This window comes from Streptomyces atroolivaceus, from assembly GCF_000717025.1.
Lineage (GTDB): Bacteria > Actinomycetota > Actinomycetes > Streptomycetales > Streptomycetaceae > Streptomyces > Streptomyces atroolivaceus.
On sequence record NZ_JNXG01000014.1, the window covers coordinates 126,126 to 150,807 of the forward strand.

Annotated in this window: 22 protein-coding genes and 5 pseudogenes; 14 read left to right on the top strand and 13 right to left on the bottom strand. The window is 68.6% G+C overall.

Going from position 1 to position 24,682, the window contains the following annotated elements:
* Positions 1–11 precede the first annotated feature (11 nt).
* Entirely contained in the window at positions 12–599 is a 588-nt protein-coding gene (locus OO67_RS24680) for a TetR/AcrR family transcriptional regulator (RefSeq protein ID WP_033303517.1), read from the top strand.
* A 54-nt stretch (positions 600–653) separates the two neighbouring features.
* On the opposite strand, the pseudogene OO67_RS24685 reads toward OO67_RS24680, so the two are convergent.
* The 3 genes and pseudogenes from OO67_RS24685 to OO67_RS24695 form a co-directional block, all read right to left on the bottom strand.
* Positions 654–1,278, bottom strand: a pseudogene (locus OO67_RS24685) (M24 family metallopeptidase); the annotation flags it as partial.
* Positions 1,279–1,290: 12 nt separating this feature from the next.
* Positions 1,291–1,440 (bottom strand): annotated as a pseudogene (locus OO67_RS24690) (ISL3 family transposase); the annotation flags it as partial.
* Positions 1,441–1,476: 36 nt separating this feature from the next.
* Complete coding sequence (locus OO67_RS24695) at positions 1,477–2,211, bottom strand: SDR family oxidoreductase (RefSeq protein WP_033303521.1); 735 nt, start codon at positions 2,209–2,211, stop codon at positions 1,477–1,479.
* Between the two features lie 1,007 nt (positions 2,212–3,218).
* Here OO67_RS24695 and OO67_RS24700 point away from each other — a divergent pair.
* The 7 genes and pseudogenes from OO67_RS24700 (at position 3,219) to OO67_RS40905 (ending at position 7,936) form a co-directional block, all read left to right on the top strand.
* Positions 3,219–3,803 (top strand): DinB family protein, encoded by a 585-nt coding sequence (locus OO67_RS24700; protein WP_033303523.1) that lies wholly within the window; start codon positions 3,219–3,221, stop codon positions 3,801–3,803.
* Positions 3,804–3,837: 34 nt separating this feature from the next.
* Positions 3,838–4,098 (top strand): annotated as a pseudogene (locus OO67_RS40900) (transposase); the annotation flags it as partial.
* A 61-nt stretch (positions 4,099–4,159) separates the two neighbouring features.
* Positions 4,160–4,279, top strand: a pseudogene (locus OO67_RS39380) (IS5/IS1182 family transposase); the annotation flags it as partial.
* A 102-nt stretch (positions 4,280–4,381) separates the two neighbouring features.
* Entirely contained in the window at positions 4,382–5,611 is a 1,230-nt protein-coding gene (locus OO67_RS35790) for a hypothetical protein (protein ID WP_051709783.1), read from the top strand.
* Between the two features lie 458 nt (positions 5,612–6,069).
* Entirely contained in the window at positions 6,070–6,807 is a 738-nt protein-coding gene (locus OO67_RS24710) for a dienelactone hydrolase family protein (protein WP_106972811.1), read from the top strand.
* A gap of 359 nt (positions 6,808–7,166) precedes the next feature.
* Positions 7,167–7,625, top strand: coding sequence for a hypothetical protein (locus OO67_RS24715; protein ID WP_051709784.1), 459 nt, complete (start codon positions 7,167–7,169; stop codon positions 7,623–7,625).
* Positions 7,619–7,936 carry a hypothetical protein gene (locus OO67_RS40905; protein ID WP_208861081.1) on the top strand — a complete coding sequence of 106 codons (318 nt, stop codon included), beginning with the start codon at positions 7,619–7,621 and terminating at the stop codon, positions 7,934–7,936. Before OO67_RS24715 ends, OO67_RS40905 begins: the two co-directional genes overlap by 7 nt.
* Positions 7,937–8,767: 831 nt before the next feature.
* On the opposite strand, the gene OO67_RS24720 is transcribed toward OO67_RS40905, so the two are convergent.
* The 6 genes and pseudogenes from OO67_RS24720 to OO67_RS24745 all read right to left on the bottom strand — a co-directional run bounded on the left by OO67_RS24720 (position 8,768) and on the right by OO67_RS24745 (position 14,202).
* On the bottom strand, positions 8,768–10,216 hold the full coding sequence (locus OO67_RS24720) for an amidase family protein (protein WP_033303525.1): 1,449 nt from the start codon (positions 10,214–10,216) through the stop codon (positions 8,768–8,770).
* Positions 10,213–10,708, bottom strand: a pseudogene (locus tag OO67_RS40680) (DUF6545 domain-containing protein); the annotation flags it as partial. The gene OO67_RS24720 and the pseudogene OO67_RS40680, both read right to left, overlap by 4 nt.
* A 182-nt stretch (positions 10,709–10,890) precedes the next feature.
* A complete protein-coding gene (locus OO67_RS24730) occupies positions 10,891–11,343 on the bottom strand; it encodes an SMI1/KNR4 family protein (RefSeq protein ID WP_157841727.1) in 453 nt (150 codons plus the stop codon).
* Positions 11,344–11,824: 481 nt separating this feature from the next.
* Positions 11,825–12,619 carry a MerR family transcriptional regulator gene (locus tag OO67_RS24735; RefSeq protein WP_033303528.1) on the bottom strand — a complete coding sequence of 265 codons (795 nt, stop codon included), beginning with the start codon at positions 12,617–12,619 and terminating at the stop codon, positions 11,825–11,827.
* A 15-nt stretch (positions 12,620–12,634) separates the two neighbouring features.
* On the bottom strand, positions 12,635–13,396 hold the full coding sequence (locus OO67_RS24740; protein ID WP_033303531.1) for an ABC transporter permease: 762 nt from the start codon (positions 13,394–13,396) through the stop codon (positions 12,635–12,637).
* Positions 13,393–14,202 (bottom strand): ABC transporter ATP-binding protein, encoded by an 810-nt coding sequence (locus OO67_RS24745; RefSeq protein ID WP_033303532.1) that lies wholly within the window; start codon positions 14,200–14,202, stop codon positions 13,393–13,395. The genes OO67_RS24740 and OO67_RS24745 overlap by 4 nt, the downstream gene beginning before the upstream one ends.
* Before the next feature lie 274 nt (positions 14,203–14,476).
* Between OO67_RS24745 and OO67_RS40080 the strand changes: the two genes are divergently transcribed.
* Together OO67_RS40080 and OO67_RS24750 are read left to right on the top strand one after the other, a co-directional pair.
* On the top strand, positions 14,477–14,557 hold the full coding sequence (locus tag OO67_RS40080; RefSeq protein ID WP_244300318.1) for a hypothetical protein: 81 nt from the start codon (positions 14,477–14,479) through the stop codon (positions 14,555–14,557).
* A 253-nt stretch (positions 14,558–14,810) separates the two neighbouring features.
* Positions 14,811–15,080, top strand: a complete 270-nt coding sequence (locus OO67_RS24750) for a hypothetical protein (protein ID WP_051709788.1) — start codon at positions 14,811–14,813, stop codon at positions 15,078–15,080.
* A gap of 600 nt (positions 15,081–15,680) precedes the next feature.
* Here the strand turns inward: OO67_RS24750 and OO67_RS40535 are convergent.
* On the bottom strand, positions 15,681–16,454 hold the full coding sequence (locus tag OO67_RS40535) for a calcium-binding protein (protein ID WP_033303533.1): 774 nt from the start codon (positions 16,452–16,454) through the stop codon (positions 15,681–15,683).
* 241 nt (positions 16,455–16,695) lie between these two features.
* Positions 16,696–17,211, bottom strand: a complete 516-nt coding sequence (locus tag OO67_RS24760; protein ID WP_033303534.1) for a lytic polysaccharide monooxygenase auxiliary activity family 9 protein — start codon at positions 17,209–17,211, stop codon at positions 16,696–16,698.
* A gap of 873 nt (positions 17,212–18,084) precedes the next feature.
* On the opposite strand from OO67_RS24760, the gene OO67_RS39120 reads away from it, so the two are divergent.
* Together OO67_RS39120 and OO67_RS38710 are read left to right on the top strand one after the other, a co-directional pair.
* The gene (locus OO67_RS39120) at positions 18,085–18,231 is read left to right on the top strand and encodes a hypothetical protein (RefSeq protein WP_167748674.1); all 147 of its coding nucleotides are present in this window, start codon (positions 18,085–18,087) and stop codon (positions 18,229–18,231) included.
* Between the two features lie 462 nt (positions 18,232–18,693).
* Complete coding sequence (locus OO67_RS38710; RefSeq protein ID WP_157841728.1) at positions 18,694–18,831, top strand: hypothetical protein; 138 nt, start codon at positions 18,694–18,696, stop codon at positions 18,829–18,831.
* Between the two features lie 237 nt (positions 18,832–19,068).
* On the opposite strand, the gene OO67_RS24765 is transcribed toward OO67_RS38710, so the two are convergent.
* Positions 19,069–20,340 carry an APC family permease gene (locus OO67_RS24765; RefSeq protein ID WP_033303535.1) on the bottom strand — a complete coding sequence of 424 codons (1,272 nt, stop codon included), beginning with the start codon at positions 20,338–20,340 and terminating at the stop codon, positions 19,069–19,071.
* A gap of 593 nt (positions 20,341–20,933) precedes the next feature.
* Entirely contained in the window at positions 20,934–21,290 is a 357-nt protein-coding gene (locus tag OO67_RS24770; RefSeq protein ID WP_033303537.1) for a MerR family transcriptional regulator, read from the bottom strand.
* Between the two features lie 315 nt (positions 21,291–21,605).
* On the opposite strand from OO67_RS24770, the gene OO67_RS24775 reads away from it, so the two are divergent.
* Both OO67_RS24775 and OO67_RS24780 read left to right on the top strand, forming a co-directional pair.
* Positions 21,606–22,514 carry an NADP-dependent oxidoreductase gene (locus OO67_RS24775; RefSeq protein ID WP_033303538.1) on the top strand — a complete coding sequence of 303 codons (909 nt, stop codon included), beginning with the start codon at positions 21,606–21,608 and terminating at the stop codon, positions 22,512–22,514.
* A gap of 1,167 nt (positions 22,515–23,681) precedes the next feature.
* Positions 23,682–24,656 carry a glycosyl hydrolase gene (locus OO67_RS24780; protein WP_244300315.1) on the top strand — a complete coding sequence of 325 codons (975 nt, stop codon included), beginning with the start codon at positions 23,682–23,684 and terminating at the stop codon, positions 24,654–24,656.
* The last annotated feature ends 26 nt before the right edge of the window (positions 24,657–24,682 follow it).

A 24,682-nucleotide genomic window follows, 5' to 3' on the forward strand; every position in this document is an offset into this window, starting at 1 on the left:
AGCGTGCGGGTATGACCGAGCCGCCCGGACGCCGTGAACGCAAGAAAGCCGCGACCCGCCAGAAGATCGCCGACGCCGCCCTGCGGCTCTTCCTGGAACGCGGTTACGACGCGGTGGGCATCCGTGATGTGGCCGCCGAGGCGGACGTGGCCGTGACCACGCTCTTCTCACACTTCGCCTCGAAAGAGGCCCTGGTCTTCGAGCAGGACGAGGACTTCGAGCACCGCCTCACGCGGGCGGTGACCGACCGGGCCCCGCACGAGCCGCTCATCCCCGCGCTGCAGAGCGAGATCCGGGCCATGGTGCGGCACTGCACGGCGCGCAGCGGCGCGCCGATCTGGCGCATGATCGACGGATCGCCGGCCCTGCGGAAGTACGAGGAGTCGATGAGGCTGCGCCACGCGGAGACGCTGGCGACGGCCATCGCCGCCGATCCCGGACTGTCGCGGGGCACGACGGCGAGCCGGACGATCGCGCGGTTCGTGGTCGACGCCCATGCGCTGGCCCGTGAGGCGGCCGATCCGGATGGGGCGGTGGACGAGATCTTCCGGATGATCGAGGCGGCCTGGGAGGTCACGCTCCCCGCTCGGCCCGTGTGAGCAAGGGCGTTCCGCCGGAACCGCGCCGGGGCCCGCCGGCGGCAACTGGAACCGCTACTCGATGACCGCCAGTTCACGCGCGGTGGTGTACGGCCGCCTCCCTCCGCTCTCCGTGAGCGTGACGATGTCCTCGATACGGACGTCGAAGCGGCCCGGGAGGTAGATGCCCGGCTCGACGGAGAGACACGTCCCGGAGACCAGCGGCTGCTCCTCGCCCTCGATCAGGTAGGGCGGTTCATGGGTGGTGACGCCCATGCCGTGGCCCGTGCGGTGGACGAACCGCTCGACGTAGCCGAACTCCGTGATAACGGCACAGGGCCGCCCGGCGGTCGATCTCTTGCCCGAACCCAGGCCGGACCGCACGGCAGTCAGCCTCCCACGCCTCCCGTACGACGTCGTGGACCCGCTGGTCCTCGGCGGTGGGTTCGCCCACATGAAACGTGCGGGAGGTGTCGGAGCCGTAGCCGTACATCAGCCCGCCATCGAGCAGGACGGCCATGGCGCCCTGCTCGATGGCGCGGTCACCCGCCTGTAGTGCGAGTTCGCGACGTTCGGGCCGGATCGACCTCGGTGAAGTCGACCTGGGAGTGCCCCCGTTCCGTGAGCAGGGCGGCCAGACCGGCCACGCCACTCTCCCGCCGGCCGGAGAAGCGGGCCTTCAGATCTCCTCGTACGTCGCGAGTCGGGCGGACCACTGGTCCTGCTCGACGACCCGACAGGCCAGCACAGCCCGACCGGGTTCGAGCCGCTTACCGACGGCTTCGAGGCCCAACTCGTCCAGGCAGCAGAGCGTAGTCAGGTCAGCACGGGTGAGGCCGTGGTCAGCGGCACCCCCGGGCACGCGAGCGCTTCGACCGAGGAGACCCCCGCCTCGCCCTCACCACTTCACAGGCCCATTGGCGTCGATGAACGTTCCCGTCGCGTCGGCGGTGCTGAGGGTCGCCGCTTGAGCGATGACCTCGGCGGCCTCCTCAGGAGTGACGGGTGCCTGCTCCTTGTTGCCGGGTGCGAGGTCGGTCTGTACCCAGCCGGGGCACACTGAAGTCACCTTGATCGAGGTGTCGGCGAGCGCCTTGGACAACACGATCGTGATCGCATTGAGGGCGGCCTTGGAAGACTGGTAGGCCGGCACCACCATGGAATGCCACGGAGAGTTCGGGTCAGTCTGATGAGCGAGCGATCCCACCGTGCTGGAGACGTTCACGATCCGCCCGGCCGGGCTCCTGCGGACCAGCGGAAGGAAGGCTTCCACGACTGCGACGGGGCCCAGAACGTTCGTAGCGTAGGTCTGCTCGAACATCGCCAGGTCGAGGACCTCCTTCGGATCGGCGTTGGTTGCCTCCGGCAGGATTCCCGCGTTGTTGACCAGCACGTCGAGATGTCCGAAGCGCTCGGCAACCTCAGTGGCGGCTGCCCTCACCGACGCCGGGTCGGTGACATCCATGCTGAGGCTGCTCACTGAGAATCCCTCCCTCGACAACCGGTCTGCTGTCTCCGCCCCCGCCTCGGGCTTTCGTGCGGCAACGATCACGTGGCCGCACTCACGTGCGAGCCGTCGAGCAGCTGCCAGACCGATCCCCTTGTTGGCACCGGTGACGAGCGCGATCTTCACAATCAGGTCCTCTCATGATGGCGTAGCGACCGTCGTGGTGAGCGGCCGCACCGCGCAAGCACATCAACCGCCCACAGCGAATGCTGGCGGGAATCAGACGTCGCGGCCGACGCGGCGGCTGAACGAGCCGCACCGGCGTCAGCGGACTGCGCTCCACCGGCGTCTGTGCGGAGCCAGAAGACCTCGGCGATGGCGAGCAGGCCCACCGCCGTACACCCGGCGCGCGTTGTGGTCCTCGGTGAGCAGGCGCAGGTTCCTCTCCAGGGGGGGGTAGGCGCGTGCGTCGCCGGACCAGACGACCGCCAGCAGGCCGCCGGGGACGGGCACCACGACGACGGCCGCAGCGATGGGAAGGCCGCGGGGTCGTACTCGGCACGCAGTCCGGCCTCCGCCTCCGCGTGCAGAACGGTGACGCGGGCCAGGCGGCGGCCAGGGTCCGTGGCCGGACGGCCGGGGCGTCGCCGAGGCCATCGAGGAGAGGAGGACGTGGGCGCGCGTGGCTGCGGGCGAGGTCCACACGGTGGTGGCATCGCGCTACAGACGACTCACCGGCTCACCACATGGGACACGGTCTGAGGGTTGTCCCGTACTCCTGGGTCCGCCCATCGGCGCTCGTCGGCGCTCGGGTGGTGGCAGAGACCGCAGGCGCCGATCCTTGAGGTACAGGCAGACGGACAGGATGCGGCGGAACGCGCCCGCTGGATTCGGCGACCTCCTGGTAAGTGTCGTGTTCGCGCGCGGGCGTACATCTACTTTGGCGACGTCAATCCTTATCCGCACTACGAAGGAGAGGTTTGACCTCAGTCCTTGGAGCGTAGGCCGGAAAATCTCGCGAGTTGGGCGCAAATCCGCCAGACGAGGCGTTAGACGTTGTCTCACGTGGCAGTACATCGGCTTCTTGTGGCAGCTCAGGGCACTGGCCATTGCCAGACTTCGGCCCTTCCGGTCGTTGCGGTCCACGCACGGAATCTTGAGGCCGCGAGTAGCCTATGGCAGGCTCATGCCGCATGATCGATGAATTCGCGAAGGGCAACCTGCACGGGAGACTGCGGCGGGACCGCGAGGCGCTGGTCTGGAAGCTCGACGGCTTGTCCGAATACGACACCCGCCGACCGTTGACAGTGACAGGGAGCAACCTCCTCGGCCTGGTCAAACACGTGGCCAGCGTCGAGGCCAGGTACTTTGGCGAGGTCTTCGACCGCCCCTTCCCGGAACCGCTGCCCCGGTGGCAGGACCACGACGGAAGCGATCTGTGGGCGACCGAGGACGAGACCCGCGATCAGATCATCGAGTTCTACCGGCGCACGTGGGAACACTCGGACGCGAGGATCAACGAGCTTCCCCTCGGTGCCCCCGGCCACGTGCCGTGGTGGCCGGAGCCTCATTCCAACACGAACCTGTTCGCCGTCATGGTCCACGTCCTCGGCGAGACCAACCGGCATGCCGGGCACGCTGACATCCTGCGCGAAGGCGTCGACGGCCGAACCGGGATGCGCCCCGAACACGAGATGCAGATCGATGAGGAAGCCCGCAACTCCCACTACGCGAAGATCGAGCAGGCCGCCAGATCGGCCGCATCGGCCAAGGCATAGAGGCCTGTGCCAGGTGACTTGATGTTCGAGCGGCATGAGGGCGACCGTGAGGGCTGATCTGTCGAAGCGTCTGGTTCCTGATGAGCTCTGGGAGCTGGTCGCCCCGCTACTGCCGTCGTTCGCGGCTCGACCGCAAGGTGGCGGGACCGCTCCGCGTGACGAGCGGGCGGTGTTCACGGCTGTGGCGTACACACTGACGAGTGAGTGTGCGCGGCGGTATCTGCCGGAATCGTCCGGTGTATCGCCGGCCACCGCGCACCGCCGGTTCAGCGTGTGGACCGAGGCCGGATTGTGGCGCAGACTGCACCGGGCGGTGCTGGACGAACTCGGCGCCAGGGGTGAGTTGGACTGGTCGTCATCCCTTCGCCCGCATGAAGCACTACAAGATCCTCCGCGACTGCCGGCAACGCGGCAACGGCCTCCACTACGCCGTCCAAGCCGTCGCCACACTCCACAACCACGCCCTGGCCGCATGATCCACAAGGGCACAGAACCCGGCTTCACCTGCCCGGCACCAGACTTCTGCAACACGCTTCCGGCGGAGAGCCAGGCCCGAACGGGTTCGGCACCCGGTGGCCATGGCTACGATCACCTGTGTGGCCAGAAGAAGAGTAGGGGCGTTCACCGGGCTCTTCCGGGGACGCCGACGTGAGGACGAACTCGCACGCGTCGACGCGGAGATCACCGCGTTCGGGGAAGCTCTCGCCCGGCATTCCTTCGTGCCGGGCAGCCATCCGGACGACTCGGGACTCCTTGCCGACTATCAGCGGGCGTTGGACGCTTACGAGCAGGCCAAACGCGAGTTCGTCGGTGACCGCACCCTCCAGGACGCTGCCGATGTGTTGCGTTCCCTTGACGAGGGGCGTCACGCGCTGGCCTGTGTGGACGCCGCGATGGAAGGGCGCCCACGCCCGCGAAGGCGCCCGCTGTGCTTCTTCGACCCCAGGCACGGGCCTTCCACCGAGGAGGCCCGCTGGGCGCCGCCGGAAGGTGCTGTACGGGCAATCGCCGTGTGCGCCGCCGATGCCGTGCGCCTGTCCGAGGGCCTGCCACCGATCGAGAGCGGCCGGACGGAAGACAGGCCCCGCCTCCCTTCGCAGACCCCGCCGGCCCCGCGTGCGGCCCCCGCCGCCGAAGGAGCCGTCACGCGACAGCCTGACCGCCGCCCGACCACCACGGATGGGCAGACGTCGTTCCCACCCGCCTCCTCCACGTCCTACGAGACCTGGCCCGAGAACACTGGTACGCAACAGCGCCGTGCGAGTCGCGGCACTACCGGGGTTCAGCTCGTCCGCACCAACCGCAACGGCCCCGAACTGCTGGTGGTCCACATCGACCAGGCCCGGAACTCCTGGGTCGAACTGACCGGCCCACCCGGCAGAAACGGGATGCCCCAGAAAATTCTGGCCTACGGGTCCGCGCTGACCCGGGCGATCGTTCCCGTGCCGGCCGACGGGCGGGACCGCATAATTCTGGAGATGACCACTAAGCGCGGATGGCGTATCTGGCTGCACCCCCCGGAGCACATTCCGGTCCTCACCGACTCGGTGGCATCAACCGGCGCCTACGTCCTGAGACACCCCGGCGGCCGTATGCCACTGCGCGTTACACAGAACGAGGGAAGTGCCTTCTCCCTGCACGAACTCCGCCCGGACTACACCCCGGGAGCTCTACTGGTCGAGGGCGAGGGATCGTTCACAGCGGCAGCCACCACGTCGAGAGAACCGGGGCTGCTGTACCTCCAGTCGCGGGCGTCATGGAGCATCACGACGACCGGTGGTGTGCACAAGGTGCCCCCCACACCCTGACCACGAGAAGTACGCCCGCACACCGACGTGCAAGGGCGGCCCAGCGACAGGCGACGCAGGCCTGGCCATGCCCCCCTCTCTCCCGAGCCCCGGTTCCACCGCCGGCACGAGCCCATGCAGGGCTCACCCCGTAAGTTTCCGCGGCCGCCTGCTGCAGATGCCTCCACACCCACCGTGCCGGACCTCGAGAGTCCCGCGCTCTGACATGCCTCCCGGGCACGCCCGTACACACCACCGGCCCCGTCCGGGCTCACCTACTTCGCCGTGCTGACCATGAAATCGCCTCGTCGCCCAGAGCGACGAGGCGCGCGAGCACGCGAACCCGAGGGCAGGGCCTCGACGCCCTCCGGGAGCCCGCCGGGCGAGCCCTCGCCGTATTTCAGAGGGATACCCGCGCTGCTCTGCCAGCGGCAGAACACCAGCCGGACCGGGCTCGGCGATCACTACAGTCCAATCTCATGACGACGATTACGACGCGTACGGTCGAGTATCCGGCCGACGGTTTGACGATGATCGGGCACCTCGCTCTCCCGGCCGGTGTCGACCGCCGGCCCGCGGTGCTGCTCGGACCAGAGGGCATGGGGCTCAGCGACGTCGAGCGCCGCCGGGCCGATGCTCTCGCCGAGCTGGGATATATAGCGCTGGCCTTCGACCTTCACGGAGGGCGCTACTTGGGCGACCCCGAGGAGATGCTGGCCCGTTGCCTGCCGCTGCTCGCTGATCCCGACCGGATGCGGGGCATCGGCCATGCGGCGCTCGACGTGTTGCGCACCGAACCGCGGACCGACCCCGACCGGATCGCCGCCGTGGGCTACGGCACCGGGGGCGCCGTCGGGCTGGAACTCGGCCGCGGCGGCGTCAGCCTGCGCGCGATCGGGACAGTCAACGCAACTACCACGGGCCGCCCGGGTGAGGCGGCGCACATTCGCTGCCCGGTGTGGGCCGGGGTCGGGTCGGAAGACCCGATCATGCCGCCCGAGCAACGGAACGCGTTCACCGCTGAGATGCAGGCCGCGGGCGTCGACTGGCGCCTCACGGTCTACGGCGGCGCCTTGCACGCCTTCCACCACCCGCCGGTCGGACACCCCGTGGTACCCGGCGTCGGTTACCACCCACGGCACGCGCAGCGAGCCTGGCGCGACGTCGTCGACCTGCTCGCCGAGTGCCTGCCCGTGACCGAGGATCTGGGGGCATGACCCAGGCAGACGTTCTTTGACCTCGATCCCTCGATCAGACCAACGACGGCGCCCAGGCAGGGGAACGGGGCTCGTCGTCCGGCTCGCGACCCACTTCGCGGCTGGTGTCTGGGCCAGGATTCCGGGGTCGTCACTGGATGAGGATGCGAAGGACTGGGATGCAGACACCGGCTCTGGTGAGCCCTGCTCCTGCTCGATGTGGACGGACCTCCGAATCCGTACGACACCCCGCCGCACAAGCGGCCTGCGGGCCACGGCACGCCGACGCTCCTGCAATGGGGGCACCCGCGCCTGGACCTTTTGCCGGACGGCCTTGGCGCGCTGGCGAAATGGGGAGCACGGGCTCGTGCAGGTGGCGCATGATGGAACACGAGGACGACATGGAGGTGGTGGACGCGGAACTGGTGGACGACGGTCATCTCCCCGCCACCATCCACCCGCGCCTGATGTCCGCCCGGGTGGTCGACCGGCACACCATCCTTCACCCCGGCCAGGGGCTCCCCACCGAGAGCGACCAGCCGAGATACACCGAGCGGGACCTGTACGTCTCCGAGCAGACCGCCGAACGGCTGGGAAACCAGTCCGCGCCGAGAAACGCCAGCGCCAACTACCTGTCCCAGCGCGACAAGTTCGCTGCCTGGTGCGCCGACGAAGGCCCTGTGGCCCGGCCGTGCACCACCGCCACCTACGTCGAGTACCTCGCCTACCTCATCGAGCCGGGGCGCTCCCCGAACGCCGTCAACACCGCCATGTCCGCCATCCGCACCTGGATGCCCGAGGATCTGAAGCCCGGCACGAGGCAGGCCCGGGCATGCTGAACGAGTACAAGAAGACGTGGGCGAAGCGCGCCGCGGTTCGTGAGGCTCCCCCGATCAGGGACGAACTGCTGCGGGCCATGGTCGCCACGTACGACCTGCGGACCGCCGCCGGGCACCGCGACCGGTGTGTGCTCCTCCTCGGCCGGGGCGCCCTCTACCGCAGGATCGGGAGTTCGGGCAGTCCGCTCACGCCGCACACGCCGGGGCCGCCGAAGTTGAGAACGAGCGAGCCGATGCGCCGGGCGTTCGGGCCGGTGGCCTTGCGGCGGATCAGGGCGACCTCGATCGTCCTGCTGTCTGGTTTCCGGTAGTCGAGGGGGTCTTCATGGCGGCACAGTCGTAGCCCGTGCGCGCGGTGGGCGGCGAGGTGCAGCGGGACCACCGGAGGTGCTGGCCGGTGGTGAGCGCGGTGGGCAGACCGGCGGGAGGGTCGTTCGCGGTGAACTCCGTACGCGGCTCCGCGCTCCGGCCGGGAGCGTCGTGCTGGAGCCAGGCCCCGACGGCCCCGCCCGCATGACGTGCCGGCGGCGCCTGTCACAGCTCCGAGCCCTCAGCCTCCCGCAGTAACCATCCCCTGACCGAAGGAGCACGCTCAAGAAGCTGACTGACCTGCATGCCTTCTTCTCGTGAAGTCACTCGCGGCAGCGGGGTGAAGGCATCAGGAAGTACGTCCAGCAGACTCCTCACGCGTTCTCCCGCTCGCACAGTGATCAGGAGTTCGCACCGCAGATGACTTGGAATGTCCGGCCTGTGGGACAGGGAGTGCCAGAGGGCCGGCCATAGGTAGTGGGTGCCGTCGGGCGCCGCATTGGCTCGCACCCATGCCGGCCCCAACCGCTGGCTCAGACCAAGGTCGCATGCCTGCTCCTCCAGCCGGAACAGTGACGAGGAATCAACGGCTTTCAGTTCGCGAGGTAAAGGCCGATCGAAGCGCATCGCACCATGCTGCCCGACGACACCACGGCACGCGCAGCCCGCCCCACGCGGACATCCCCTGCGTGCCCGGGCCGAAGCTTTCCGAGCTGCGGCTTCAGAACAGCTATGCCTGTTCTTGACGCGGGGTGAGAGATTTCGGCAGATGAATCTGCTGAGGTGGCACCGATCCCGGAGCCAGTGCGTCACCTGTAACGGTGACGCGGAGATCATCCGCGCCGTGGTGGGATGACGCCCTCGGCCCCCCTTCCGAGCAGGGGCGCCAGGCGCTCGGCCATCACGAGCAAGGTCCGGTCCGCATAGGACGGTCCGACGAACTGCACACCGACCGGGAGGCCGTCGGTGCCGTGCGCGATAGGCATGACCAGGCTGGGCAGGCCGATGTGGCTGGTGAGGTTGGCCCAGCCGGTCTGGTCGAAGAAGCTCCGTTCGGTGCCGTCGACCGTGAGGGATCGGCTTCCGGCCGGGATCGCGGCGGTGGGCGCGGCGGGCGTTATGAGAACGTCGTACTGACCGTCGGCGAAGAACCGGTGCCACGTCTGCTGGAGCCGGAGCCGCTCCTCGTTGGCGCGGAGCCAGGCGCGGTGTGTCTGCGTGCGGTGGAGGAGGATGGCGGCTCGTGGGCTCGCGTCGTCCGTGTCCAGGTCACGGGCGGCGGCGAGTTCGGCCGCTCCGGCGTCATCGTCGGTTGTGGCCGTCGTGGTGGCGTGGAGGAGCTGCTCGAAGAGGCGGAGGGACTCGGCGAAGCTGACCGGCCCGGCGGTGCGGCGGACACTGACGCCGGCGGAGGCAAGTGTCCCTTCGAGGGCGGCGAGCGCGCCGGCCGTGTTGCGGTCGACGGGGCCGCTTGCGTCGTCTGCCCACACCGCCACACGGAGTTGGCTGAGCGGGCGCTGCGCCGTGGGCAGCGTGACGCTCCAGGGGGTGTTCTCGTCGGGTGACGGTGTCGTCAGCGCGGCGAGGAGCAGGTCGAGGTCGCGGGGGTGGCGGGCGAGGGGGCCGGGGGTCACCATGTCGCTGCTGGTGATCCATCCCGGCGGTCGGGGGATGTGGCCTCGGGCTGGGACGAGTCCGTGGGTGGGGCGCAGGCCGTAGACGCCGCAGTAGTGAGCGGGGAGCCGCAGGGAGCCGGCGAGGTCGCTTCCAAGGTCGGCGGGGGTCAGGTATGCGGCGACTGCTGCGGCTGGGCCGCCGGAGGAGCCGCCGGTGGTGCGCTTGGGGTCGTGCGGATTGAGCGTGGGGCCGAACAGGGCGTTGTCGGTGTGAAGGTCCTGGCAGTACGCCGGGGTGTTGGTCTTGCCCATGATGACGGCACCCTGGTGGCGGAGCCGGGCGACAGCGTCGGCGTCGCGTGCGGGGACGTGGTCGGCGAGGTCTTCGGCACCGCTGGTGGTACGCAGGCCGACCGTCTCGAAGCTGTCCTTGATCGTGAGCGGAAGCCCGTCGAGGATGCCGGCGCTCTCGTTGCGGGCGCGGCGTTCGTCGGCCGCGTGCGCGGCGGCGCGGGACGCGCTGTCGTCGCGGGTGACGACGGCGTTGATCTGGCTGGCCTCTATCCGGGCGAGGTGGAGGTCGAGCAGTTCGCGGCTGGAGATCTCGCCGCGGTCCAGAGCCTGGAGCTGGACGTGAGCGGGCTGATGGGTGAGGTCGTTCGTCATGCGGAGACTCGCTCAAGGTGAGGGCTTGGGTGGGCTGGCGGGGCAGGTGGCGGGCGACGTCGAGGAGGAGTGTCGACGTCGTCCATGGGCCTGGTGGTCTGGCGTCAGAAGTCGGCGAACTCGGTGAGCTCGTCAGGCTCCGGGCGGGCACCTGCGGGCCCGGGCGGCGATTCCGGCGAGGTTCTGGTCCGCCGTGACGGCCGCGAGAAGCCCCTGTCCGTGGAGCCCCCGGGCTCGGTGACGGGCTTCGCCGGCCTCGCGGACGGAGGCGTCAGGTACCGGTGGATCACGAAGCGGCAGTCCCGGATGCGCAGGTTCAGGGAGCGCCGGGCCTCGGCGGGGACGATGTCGTGCTTCGTACCGGCGTGGAACTGTCCCACCGTCAGCACCACCGAATGGGCCGCCGCGACCTCGCGGGACCCCACGGTCTGCAGGCGGGTGACGATGTAGGCGGCCGTCAACCGGGTCGGTCGTCGACTCGAGGTGGGAGCCGGCCGCCGCAGTGCAATGCCGGGAGATCTCGCGGAACGCCTTCTGCACCGATGGTTCGTGCCGGACAAGGTCCTCCAGAAGTGCCGGAGTCCCATCCGGATTGGCGGCCACCTCAGCGGCGACCCGGACATCGTGCCGGTCAAGCATGCTTCTCCGTAACAGGCGGGGTTCGCTCGATGTAGTCAGTGGCCTGCCTGCAGCTCGTCGGCCACCTCGGTCAGATACCCGGCGAGCGTGCTGCCGTCGTCATGGAGATGGGAGACGTCCTGCCGGTTCCACGACCCGGTCAGCCCGGTCGCGGCGTCGATGAACGTCCCACTGAAAGGGTCGTCGGGTTCATCGGCGGTGAACGGGATCCACGTCGTCTCCCAGACCCCCGGGTGACTCAGCAGGGCATAGGTCTCCAAGGTCTGCCGCACCCCGAGCAGCACCTCACCCTCGGGTGTCAGCGGCCCAAAAGTCCCGCCGCATCGCTGCCACAGAGTCCGCAGATCGGCCGGGAGGCGGAACCCGAGTGCGGCTTCCGCCTCGACCATCAGTTCGTCGGCTGCGCCACAGGGCACTGGCGTGGCTGGAAAGTATAGATTCAGCAAGGACTCGATACGATCCCAGACCGCGGTCACAACGGTGCTCATGCACTCATGCTATCGGCGCGCGAAGAGCCGGAACCGGGGCTCATCAGCTCTCCTCGGCCGGCGCATCACCGAATGCCGGCCCTTTGCCATGGGTCACGGGGTGGGTGGCTGGGGATGGCGCTCGGGCCCGCGTCGCCTGAGCAAGGGGCGGGTCAGCAGGAGAGGGACGACCTGGCGGGCGCTGTGGGCCAGAAGCCGGTTCTCTCCTGAGCGGCGAGACAGAGAAGTTCCACAGGTTCTCCCTTTGCTGTCCTATCGCGATCAAAAGCAGTCCTAACCGCCGGTCGTGGCATCTCCGTGTAGCCGCCGAACCCGCGGTCCGCTCGACGGAATACGGCCTACGGCACAGGTTCACCCCGCCAATACCGCTCAAGAACTCCCACCCCTTCCGCGTCGGCCCGGTTCCTCACCGAGGCAGACGGCCACCCCCGACCAGCACGAGGACTCCCGACCAACGTCTCACCAGGACGCCGGCCTGCCTTCAAGATGGCGGTAGCTCAGTGTTGATCCTGTCGGCAGCCACTCGCTCGATGCGGGTCCATCCCCTCCAGCCCCGCTCCTCCAGGATCGCCAACAGCCGCGCGGCGACCGGTGAGGACTCGACCATGGTCGAGTCCAGGAGGTCGACGAACTGGTCGTCGACGCCGTCGTCGGCACCCACCTCGCCGGCCTCCACAGCGCGAATCATCAGGCGCTCCATGATGTCGGCGACCTCGACGATCCGCGGGTCGTCGGGCAGCCAGTCGAGTGCCCCGCTGAGAAGGCCGTAGAGCTTCACCACGTCGGGATCGTCCAACTCCTCGTGCTTTTTGGCGATCACGGAGTCGATCGAATGCGGTACCTGGGCGGCGATCATGATCCAGGCGTCCCGCTCCATCTCGATGTACCCCTCCTCGACGCCAAGACCGCGCAGCCGGTCGAGGTAGTCCACGACGCTCTTCGGGAGCGCCAACTGCTCTCCGGCAGCGAGCCGGGCGAGCCGTCTGCGGGTGCCCTGCAGCCGCCGGATCTCGGCGCGAAGATCCTTGTCCATCTCCTGGACGCCGCGGGCGAACTCCTCCGGGCCGGCGTCGAGGAGTTCTTGTACCCGGCCCAGCGGCACGCCGGCATCTGCCAGGGTGCGGATCCGGATCAGTCGCACGACCGCAACAGCGTCGTAGGTCCGGTATCCGGACCGGTTGCGTTCGGGCTCCGGCAGCAGGCCGATCTGGTGGTAGTGACGTACCGCCCGCACCGTCACTCCGGCGTACGCCGCAAGCTGGCTGATGGTGAGCATGGGTCCCAGACTGTCTCAGGCGATCTTCCGGCGATAGGCGGCCATCGCGAGGATGTACGCCACGACGAGGATGCCGACGCACCACGCGAGGGCCGTCCAGATGTCGTCGCCGACCGGCTGCTGGGCGAACAGGTTGCGGATCGTGTTGACGATCGATGTCACCGGCTGATGTTCGGCGAACCAGCGCACCGGGCCGGGCATCGTCTTCGTGGGCACGAAAGCCGAACTGACGAACGGCAGGAAGATGAGGGGGTAGGCGAACGCGCCCGCTCCCTCGACCGACGACGCAGAGAGCCCGGGGATCACGGCGAGCCAGGTCAGCGCCAGGGTGAACAAGAGCAGGACACCGGCGACCGCGAGCCATGCCGACACTCCTGCCCCCGAGCGGAAGCCCATCAGCACGGCGACGCACACGACGAGCACGAGGGCGATCAGGTTGGCGACCAGAGAGGTGATGACGTGAGCCCACAGCACACCCGACCGAGCGATCGGCATGGACTGGAATCGCTCGAAGATCCCGCTCTTCACATCGGTGAACAGCCGGAACGCGGTGTAGGAGATGCCCGATGCGATGGTCATGAGCAGGATGCCGGGCAGCATGTAGTTCACGTACGAAACCGACCCGGTGTCAATGGCGCCGCCGAACACGTAGACGAACATCAACATCATGGCGACCGGCGTGATGGCGGTCGTGATGATGGTGTCCATGCTGCGGGTGACATGACGCAGGGTCCGCCCCGTGAGCGCGGCAGTGTCGCTGAAGAAGTACGCGGTCATCCTCGTCCCCCGGTTGTCGTGCCATCGGCATCGCACTTGTCACCGCCGCCGATGACCGCGAGGAAGATCTCCTCGAGACTCGGCTGCTTCTCGACGTACTCGACCTTGGCAGGCGGGAAGAGCTGCTTGAGCTCGGCGAGGGTGCCGTTCACGATGATCCGACCCTGGTGGAGGATCGCGATCCGGTCGGCCAGCTGCTCGGCCTCGTCCAGATACTGCGTGGTGAGCAGCACCGTCGTTCCGTAGCGGGTGAGCTCCTTGACCGCATCCCACACCTCGATGCGCGCCTCGGGGTCAAGACCTGCTGTCGGCTCGTCCAGGTAGATCACCGGCGCACTCCCGATCAGGCTCATCGCGATGTCCAGTCGGCGACGCATCCCACCCGAATACGTGGACACCCGGCGCGCGCCCGCCTCGTTCAGCGAGAAACGCCTCAGCAGGTCATCCGCGATCGCGTCCGGGTCCTCGACGTGGCGCAGCCTGGCGACGAGGGCGAGGTTCTCCCGACCGCTGAGGATCTCGTCCACGGCCGCGAACTGTCCGGTGAGGCTGATGGACTCCCGCACGTTCGCGGGTTGCGTGGCAACGTCGAAGCCATTGACGCTCGCCGCCCCCGCGTCGGCTTTCAGGAGCGTGGCGAGGATCCTCACGGTCGTGGTCTTGCCTGCCCCGTTGGAACCGAGCAGGGCGAAGATGCTGCCAGGCACCACGTCGAAGTCCACACTTCGCAGCACTTCGTGTTTTCCGTACGACTTTCTGAGACCTTGCACGTGAATCGCCGGACTGGCGATCGGTTGGGCTGTCATGGTCGTCTGCCTCCTTCGGGAGCTGTCCAGGTGACTGCGGGGAAGCTCCTTTGGGAAGGATGGAGGGTTGACCCAGCGTCAAGGTCAAGCCCGTTCCGACCACGGCATCCAAATCGCCGGTCGGTCAGACACATCGCAGCAATGCCGGACTGCTGGCCCCGAGTTGGAGGCCGAACCCGCCCCACTCGTTGCTGCCGGTGAACCAGTCACGCGTCGGTTCCTGCCACTCGTCGGCCAGAGATCGACGAACCCGCCTGCTTCGCCTGGCGGTCATGTGGACGTCGGGGAGACGAGCCTTTCCGCCGCTGTGCGTGATCTGGAGGAGGAGGCCGGTATTCGCTGTTCCGGTCCCTGATCTTCGGCAGGTGGGGGGCCATCGACGCCCTCTGCCGCGACCATGTCCACCACTGGCCTGTGCGGCTATCGCAAGCCAGCCTGTCCATCTATTGTGTCCGCGCTGGGATTCACCGAGGCAAGGAGACGACACCGTGGTCGCGTCAGCGTTACGTCAGCAGTCCGAATCGGCCCCGCGCGAGATCCATCGTCCCCGGCGGGTGGCGCGGTGTGCCGTTCTCGGAGGCTCTCTCACCGCCTTACTCACGGCGCTGATGCTCGCCGTCACCCAGTCCGCTGCCTACGCCGGCGGCCCCTACCGGTGGGCGCAGTACAGCGACGTCGGTCAGCGCCTGACCGTGTGCGCTCAGACACTCGATGTCCGCAGCTCCTACGGTGGCACGCCGTTCGCCCAGCTCACCAGTGGACAGTCATTCACCGTGTACCAGAACTACGCGGAGTTCGGCAGCGAGTATGTGCGCGGCTTCGCCTGGGGCAACGTCAACGCGGAGGGGTATGTGCAGAACGGATGGTTCTGCTGGTAGACCCTTGCGCCGATCAACCGGCCTGCCGTGTAGCGGAGTTGAGCAGAGGTGACGGCGGCCAGGTCGCGCCGGGTGTCGGCCGGATGGCCTCCCGTACGGTCGGCCACGAGGTCCGGCCGGCCTCCAGCGCGCGACGACGAGACGGCCGGCCGGGGATCACCTGGTGCCTCCCACGGACGACCTCGCTGTCGATTCCCCAGGGAGCGATCATTCGCCATTCCTTATCGGCAGCCGAGTCGTCGTGGGCGTCGGGTGGCCAATCCGGGGAAGCCACAAGCGGCAGCGGCGCGGAAGTCATACTCGACGCCCCTGGGCAGGTCATCCATACGATGGGCTCCACCACGTCCCGCAGAACAACGGAGGGAAGCGTGACAGTTCCACGAACGGCTCGCACTGCACGCCCCACTCCCCCACACTCACCACTACGGCTTTCGCGTCAAGTCCGCCCCCTGGGGTGAGTCCATGATCATGTGAAGGCCGCGCCACCGCCTCGGAAACACCCGGACGAGGGATCATCGGGTCCGCCTGTTCGAAGGGGAACTTGGGCGAGGGTCTGCTCCCACCGTCAGGATCGCTCCCATTTGGGTGGGCCGGTGCCGCCTACGGGAGGACGATGTTCTGGCCCGGACCGCCCTCGGCCATGTCCTTCCCCGGGCCGCCGACGATCAGGTCGTCGCCGGCCTCTCCGTGCAGCATGTCGTCGCCGGAGCCGCCGAGGAGGACGTCCTTGCCGTCCCCACCCATGACGTGGTCGTCGCCCGAGCCCGCGTACACGAGGTCCGTGCCGCCGTAGCCCTCGATCATGTCGTCGCCCCGGCCGCCCCACATCCGCTGGTCGCCGTCGTCGCCCATCAGGTGGTCCATGCCGTCGCCGCCGTCCAGGACGGCGCGCCCCATGACCATGTCGTTGCCCGCGTCGCCTCGTACCGTGTGCGCGGTGTGGGCGTGCAGGGTGTCGTCACCGGGTCCACCGCTGACAGTGGCCACCCCGAGGTCGCTGGTGGCGATCTCGTCGTCGCCGTCGCCGAGGAAGACGTCGATCCGGTCCGGCCGAGAGCTGCCGGTGGGCAGTTCGCAGACGACATACGTCTCCACCCCCGGTTCCAGGTACGTACAGTGGTCGCCGGGCTGGAGCGGGACCGCGTCACGGAAGCCGATGCGCCGGACCGCGTCGCCTTGATCCATCGGGACCACGTGGAGGTCGTTGACCTGCCCCCGTGCGGCGGTGAACGTGATCGACTGCTTCGCCCAGTCGGCGCCGATGCGGGCCTTGGCCCTGTTGGCGGCAGGAGCCGCGACGGCCGGGGGCGCGGCGAGGCCGGCGGCGAGCAGGGCCACGGCGGCTGCGCGGGCGGTGACTCGGTGGCGGTTCATGGGACCTCATCTCGATGGGGTGGCCGGTGGGCCGGCCCTGCGGCGGCGTGCTCGCCTGCGTACGAGCGCGGTGCCGCCCGGCGTAATCTTCTGCGTACAGGCGAGGTGCCGGCCGGTGCCTGGAGCGAACGGCGCACCGCCCACTCCAGGCATCAGCCGGTTTGGTTCGTCGAGGTTCTGGTGCCTATCAGCAGAGCCGGGCGGCGCTGTGGTGCGATGGCACGGTGGTGCCGGTCGCGTGTCAGCTCACGTTCACGTCCACGCAGGCGTAGAAGGCGTTGGCGGTGTCGGCGATGTTCCACACGGCCAGCACTTTCTGCTTGCCGGTCAGGTTGCCGAAGTTCACCTGGTGGGTGACCGTCTCGCCCGGTCGGGCGCCACCGTCGTTGAACTCCGCGATCTTCCGGCCACCCGCGTAGTACTGCCAGGTGCTGGTGGCGTGCCGTGCCGTCAGCCGCCAGTTGAAGCTGGTCGTCCGGCTGATCGGGGTGACCTTCCAGCCTTTGCTGTCGTTGTTGAGCTCGGCGAAGGCGGCGTTCCCTCCACTGCAGCTCGTTAAGCCCTTGGGGCCCTCGACGCTCTGCGGCTCGTACTTGATGGAACCGCAGGGGACCGTGCCGGCGGCGCACTGGGCCTGCCGACTGGGAGGCGAGGAAATGTAGCCGTGTGCGCTCGCGTTGCCGGCGGGCAGGCTGACGGCCAGGAGCGGGGCGATGCCCGCGCCGATGGCGACGGCCAGCATTTTCTTGCTCTTCATGACAACTCCTCTGTGGGGTTGGTACTTGCCTGCGCGAATCATGCAAGCGTGTGCATGACAAGTGGTGCCATGCATGACGGCGTAGCGGCCATGGATGGCTATGGAAGCGTACCCGCTTGGTCTAGACCAAGCTAGGGTGCGGGTGCGGCCGACCTTCGGACCGGCGAGTTCGCGCCGCTCATCCCGCCTTGCTCTACGCACAGTTCAGGGACCACCGGCCGCCAGGACCTCGTCGGACCTCCAGGTCCGCGGCCTCGCGCCTGAGTACCGGGACGACCACCTGGAAGGGTCGGTGGTCCTGAACACCCTCGCGCTGTGCTCCGGGCAACGGCGTCTACCTGCACCGCCCCTGCCAGGAGAACGATGCCGAGCGCACCCTGCGCCACCTGGTCGGCCTCGACCTCAACGGGCCGTCCCCGCCGGAACCGACAGCCTGAACGTCGGCCTCAGTGAGGCGATGCACGTCAAGGCCCCCGCGTTCGACCCGGCGCTGCCCGGGCGGTCGGGCTGCCGCCTCTCGCCTCGGCCTCGCCGCCGTACGCTGCCGTACGGCTGGCGGCGGAGACGATCTGCTCCCGTTTGATGACCGCCCGGGGCGCGGACAGCGGTACGTCACCAGCGAGCCTGTCGAGCTCCCGCTGACCTGGCCCAGGAGCACGGCAGCTCGCCGGGGATCAGGGCCGCTAAGCGCTGGCGACGTACCGGTGCCGGTCGCCCCGGGGCACGGAGTGTCGCAAAGGTACAGGGCCACGGGGGCCGCTCAGCTCCGCGGCCCGGAACGCGGAAGATGCTGCGACCGGCGCGCAACGACGCCCGGGCATCCCCGCGCCTCTGCGGGGTAGGCGTACGGCATACCGCCTCGAGGAGGAACACATGTCCGGACTGATCGCCCGCCTCACGCAGTTCACCCGCAGCCCTCAGGGTCGACGGACGATCACGTCGGCCCGACGTGCCGCGGCCGACCCCCGCAAGCGCGCCCAGGCTCGCCGCCTGTTCGGTCGGCTGCGCGGACGCCGGTGACGTCGGCGCTTCGGCACGAGCGGGCGCCCGGGAGTGACGACCGGCATCGTTCGGCTGGTTGTCATGGGAAACGGAGCAGCTTTGCTCGTCTTCGAGGGCACCCTCCGACATGGCGGGTCAGAGTCCATCTGACCCGCCATGTCGCCTGACTGCCCACTCCGCTGGGCGCCGGCCCGGATCGCCTCCGCCTGCTCGCACAGGCCGGTGGCCGTAGATTCGAGTAGCTCCTCGTCCGCCGCTCGGCGCACCCCCATCGTGACCTCTGTGACCTGCCGGCTCCGGGAGGATCCGACAGATTTGCGCAGGCCACGGCGACGACCTGGCGCTCGGGGTGGACGGCGCCGACACCGGCCAGGCGCAGCCGTACCCCCGCGCCCGCGAAGAGGTCGGCGAGCTTCTGGCATTAATCTTTCCTGGCCAGCCGCGAGCTGGTCCAGCTGCAGCCGCTCGACGGAGCATCACATGAAGCACCGCGCCGTCGTCCTCGGCGCCCGGCTGTGCCGGCTCCCACGTGGCTGGGAAATCGGCCCGCCGGCTTCCCCGGCCGACGCCGAGATCGCCGTGGTCAACGCTGTGCCGGACCTCGGTTCGCTCCGCTGAGCTCCCGGTGACGTGAGCGGGGCGGCGACCCGATTCCTGACAGGAACCACGCATGAAGCGGGTCACAGTTGGTAGGAGGCCGCCCAGCGATGGTCGGGACGCCGAGGCAGTACAGGTGCAGGCCGAGCTGAACGAGGTCGTCCGCGGCCGAGCACTGTGGACAGTCCGGGCGCGGACTCCGGGACCAGCTGAGAGCGTGGCGTACAGGACTACCAGCACGGCGGCCGGCGAGCCGGGTCAGGCCTTGCGTGCGGTCACCGCGCGACGTACCGCGTAGGCAGCGGCTCCGGCAGCCAGAACCGCCGCGCCTGCGATCACCGAAGACGCCGGTAGGGCGAATGCGAGGACAAGGCAGCCGGCCAGCCCGACTACCGGAATGATCCGCGCCCGTCGGCCCTCGTCCGGGGCGAGGGTCCAGGCGGAGGCGTTGGCGATGGCGTAATAGGCGAGCACCCCGAAGGAGGAGAACCCGATCGCCCCGCGCACGTCGGCGGTCGCGGCGAGCAGGGCCACGACGGCGCCCACCACCAGATCGGCCCGGTGCGGCACCTGGAACTTCGGGTGGACGACGGCCAAGGAATGCGGCAGGTGGTGGTCGCGGGCCATCGCCAGGGCCGTACGCGAGACCCCGAGGATCAAAGCGAGGAGCGAGCCTAGCGCGGCTACCGCGGCGCCCACCCGTACGACCGGCACCAGCCAGTCCGCGCCTGCGGCCCGTCCGGCATCCGACAGAGGAGCGGTGGTGTCCGCCAGCTCCTGCGGGCCCAGCACGAGCAGGACGGCGACGGCTACGCCCGCGTAGACCACGAGTGCGATGCCGAGAGCGAGCGGGATGGCCCGCGGGATGGTGCGGGCGGGGTCGCGGACCTCCTCCCCGAGAGTGGCGATACGGGCGTAGCCGGCGAAGGCGAAGAACAGCAGGCCCGCCGCCTGCAGTACCCCGCCGAAGGTCGCGTCGTCACCGATTCCGAGCCGGGCCGCGTCCGCGCCGCCGGAGGTGACCGCGGAGACCACCACCGCGGCCAGTACGGCCAGGACCAAGGCGACGACGACACGGGTGAGCCAGGCGGACTTCTGCACCCCTAGGTAGTTGACGGCGGTCAGCGCTACCACGGCTGCCACCGCGACGGCGTGCGCCTGGTCCGGCCACACGTAGGAACCAACGGTCAAGGCCATGGCCGCACAGGAGGCGGTCTTGCCGACGACGAACGCCCATCCGGCGAGGTAGCCCCAGAACTCGCCCAGCCTCTCCCGCCCGTAGACGTAGGTCCCCCCGGAGGCGGGGAACAGGGCGGCCAGGCGCGCCGAGGACATCGCGTTGCAATACGCCACCACCGCCGCCAGCGCCAATCCGAGCAGCAGCCCCGACCCGGCCGCACCGGCCGCCGGGGCCAGGGCCGCGAAGATCCCCGCCCCGACCATCGAGCCCAGGCCGATCACGACGGCGTCGAACACACCCAGGTGCCGCTTCAACTCGCCCGTGCCCGCAGGCCCCGACACCGCGCCCATCACTCACTCCCCAACCGTGCTCCAGCAGATGTACCGGGCGCACCGTATAGGAACCAGGTGGCGAAACGGCGACGGGACAGCCAAGCAGTTGCCCGGGGGAGATCGGCCCGCGTCAAGGTGCCGGCTCGGCGTGTGGCTTCATGGTGCGTTGGGTGAGCGGGCGCCGGGACAGACCGGCGCGCTGACTGCGGGAGGTCCAGCGAAGACGCCTGCAAAACGGGCCATGAAGTGATCTTGGTGGAGTGACGGCCCAGTAGGGGCGCCTCAGTTGGCGGGGTGGCGTGCTGTGGGGTGCCGGGGGTGAGCGATCTCTGATGCGGGTAGGACTGCGCAGCCGAAATGGGCCTTGACGACGGCTTCGGGGTACGCCTGGGCTCGTTCGTGTTCGGCAAGTGCCCGGTAGATGCCGGCCAGGCCGGGTTCTACCCATCGCGACGGCAGGCGGCGATGGGGCGATCGGGCTGGACGTCCTCGACGGTCTCGGCATTCGTGCTGCTGGCACGGGGCCGGCCGCCGTGGCTGCACGGACCGCTCCCGTCGATCCTGTCCGATCCGGACGGAAGGGTCGCCGGCGAGAGCGGCAGGCCGGCTGATCAGTCCTGCACCACGCTCGCCGCGGTCACATTCTCGATCACGCGGCCGAGTTTTGTCCTGGCCCGGTTCAGGTCCCGGATACGTGCGGCGATGCGGTCGCGTTCGGTGATGAGCTGGTCGAGCATGGCGGGGGTCGCGACGCCGGTGCTCACGCACGGCAGGAGTTCGACGACGGTACGGCTGGAGAGGCCGGCCGCGAAGAGGTCCTGGATGAGCTGGACCCGCTCCAGGGCTTCGTCGGGATAGTCACGCTGCCCACCGGGCGTCCGCGCCGATTCCAGGAGGCGCTGTTCCTCGTAGTAGCGCAGGGCCCGCACGCTGACCCCTGACCGCCTGGCGAGCTGTCCGATGCGCATGACGCAGCTCCCTCTTCCCGCTCGTACCTCATGTCGACGTCGGATTCAGGCTAGCAATACGGCTCAGAGGGTCGATCGGACCAGTGCCCCCGCTGGGATTGATCAAGACCCGGCGGCGGACCCGAAGTCGTTCACGCGGTTCAGGTGTGCACGGCAGGCCTCGCGTCGTGCCGTGAGTCGCCGAGCTCGGTCGGGTCACAGGAGTGTCGAACCTGACGGGCTCGTCGACTTGCACCTCACGTCAACGTCAGGTCGTACCGTGACGGACGTCGGATGCATACGCCATTCCGGCCCCTCAAACTAAGGCAGACCATCATGCGCGCAGCCCGATTCCACGAATACGGCGGAGCAGAGAGCCTGGTGATCGAGCAGGCCCCCGACCCCCACCCCGGACCCGGTGAGATTCGTGTCCGCGTCACGGCGGCCAGCGTCAATCCCATCGACTGGAAGCTGCGCTCCGGCGCCCTGCACCAGATCTTCCCCCTGGATCTGCCCGACATTCCCGGGCGCGACGCCGCCGGTGTGGTCGACGAGATCGGCGACGGGGTGCAGGGGGTGAGCATCGGCGACCGGGTCTTCGGACTGGGCGGTGTCACCGGGGCAAGCGCAGAGCTGCTCATCCTCTCGGCCTGGGCGCACACCCCCGCCACGTGGAACGACGAGCAGGCCGCTGGTGCCGGTCTCGCGTCAGTGACCGCGATAGGTGGACTGAACGCGCTCGGCTCTCTCGCGGGGCGCACCCTCCTCGTCGAGGGTGCCGCCGGAGGCGTGGGCAGCGCGGCGGTCGAGATCGCCGTGGCACAAGGTGCTGCCACCGTGATCGGGACAGCCAGTGCACACAACCACGAGTTCCTCACCTCTCTCGGCGCCGTTCCCACCACCTACGGCCCTGGCCTCGCACAGCGCCTCACGGGCCTCGCTCCGCACGGCGTCGACATCGTGCTCGACACCGCGGCCTCCGGCTCCCTGGACGACCTCGTCGCGATCGCGGGCGACCCGAAGCGCGTCGCGACGGTCGCCGACCACGCGGCCGGACAGCGCCTGGGCACGCACGTGGTCAACGCGGTGAACGACTCCGTCCTCCTGTCCGCGGCGGCGGAACTGGGCAGGCAAGGCCGCTACACACCCCGTATCGAACAGACCTACCCCCTGGAACGGATCGCCGACGCCCACGCGCACGCCGAGCGCGGACGCACCCGCGGAAAGATCGTGATCTGTATCTGAACAGGCCGATCTGTATCTGAACTGGCCCACAGGGTAGGGAACTCGCGACCTGCGGGCCTGCGTGGCGAGCGTTCCCTCGATCGGTTCCGGAGAGCGGGCCGACACCATGGGGTGCCGTTGACGAGCGGCGATTCAGGTCCAAGTAGCCCGCCAGTAGCCTTCGCTCGAAGGTGCCGCGCGCTGATCCCCCCGAATGCCGGAGTACCCGCACCGGTTCCCGCGCCCTTGTGGTGAGAGACACCCACGTGAAGGACGACGATGGGGCGCATCCAGAGGCGGTGCCGAGCGCGACACACGCCGTCGGTCTGGGGCACGGGCAGCGGAGCCCTCGCCGTTCTCGCAAGCCGAGATGGAGCGAATCCTGCGCGCCTGGAACCGTGCGGTGGGCACCGGGCTGATGGGGAGTGGCACGGAGACGAAGTACCGCTTCACCCCGGACGGCGAGGTGCTGTCGACCGCGGTCGGCAGGAGGTGGCGGGTGCCGGCAGCCGGTTCTGCGCGGTACCGCGCCGGCCGAAGCGCTGGAGCGGGCACGCGACGAACACCCGCCTGGCGGCCGACCCGCTCGCCTCGCCCGAGGTCATCGAGGACCTGGAGGGGCTGGAAGGGCTGGTAAAGGTCTTGGGCCACCCGGAAACGACTCGTTCGGAGTGGTCGCAACGCTGTCCTTCTTCTCGCGTTCGGTCAGTACTGAGAAGAACGAGAACTCGGCATACAGGATCAGCAACCCTCGGGTGTCGAGGAACTGTGTGACCTGCCGTCCGCTGTCTTGCTCGTCTCGTACCCCCGGTCATCTCGGCCCTCCCGTCATCGCTACGCCCCACGTTGTCGTGGCTGCACGGCGGGTTCGGCGAGTGGAGAGAGGGGCGGCGCGTGGGTCCGCACAGCGTCCGTCCCTGGAAGTGGGGGGTTCGGCGGCGCGGCGTGGCGCGCCACGCCGGTACGCAGTTCGATCCGTAACGCGAAACGCTCATTGCAGACAAGCGGCGAAAACGTGCCACGTTTAGGAAACGTTAAGTAAATTATGTTGTCTGCCGGCAATGAAAGGGGACGCGGACCGTTGACGGGGGCCGGAAGTTCCGACACCTTCATGGCGTCAAGCATTTCCGTTCCGTCGCGAAAGCAGGGATGCCCGTGAGAAAGACTCAACGCTTTATAACTTCCGCCTTGACTGCTGCAGCCGTTTTCACAGCAGCATTCGCCTGGCCGGCGGCGGAATCTGCGCAAGCGTTCCCCGCGACCCCCAAGCAGTCAGTGGTGAACTATCTGCAATCGATCTCCGGAAACAACATCGTTTCCGGACAGCACAACAAGGAGCCTGCGTCGGCCCCCGGGCAGTACACGCAACAGGTCAAGGACGTCACCGGGCAGTACCCGGGCCTGTGGGGCGGCGACCTGATGTTCAACGCCGCGGACGTCGCCAATCGCCAGCGCGTGGTGGACCAGGCGAAGACCGAGTGGGCCAACGGGTCGCTGGTCTCCCTGACCTGGCATGCCTGTCCGCCGACCGGCGGAAGCACCTGTGCGTTCGAGGGCGGCGTCAAGTCGAACATATCGAACACACAGTTCTCGCAGATCCTCACCAACGGCAGCGCTCTGAACACCGCGTGGAAGCGGCGTCTCGACGAGGTTGCTCCTTACCTGCAACAACTGAAGAGCTCGGGGATACCCGTTCTCTTCCGCCCGTTCCACGAGATGAACGAATCGTGGAACTGGTGGGGCAACCGGCCGGGGGCCAACGGCAGCGCGCGGCTGTTCCAGATCACGCGTGACTACCTCGCGGGAACCAAGGGGCTGGACAATCTCATCTGGGTGTGGAACGTGCAGGACAATCCGGCCGGCGGGTGGAGCAATTACTACCCCGGAAATCAATACGCCGATGTCGTATCACTGGACGTCTGGTACAAGAGCCATCCGAGCTCCGCTGATTACCAGCAGATGAGGAACATCGCCGGGACAAAGCCCATGGCCATCGGGGAAATCGGCAAGATGCCGACCGCCGCGATACTGCAGAACCAGCCGCAATGGGCCTGGTTCATGATGTGGTCCGAGCATCTGCGCGGGAACAACACCAACGCCGAGATCCAAGCGGCGTACTTCCATCCCCGCGTTCTGAACCAGGGCGAGGTAAGCCTTCCTTGAGGGCGCTGCCGCCATGGCCACCGCAG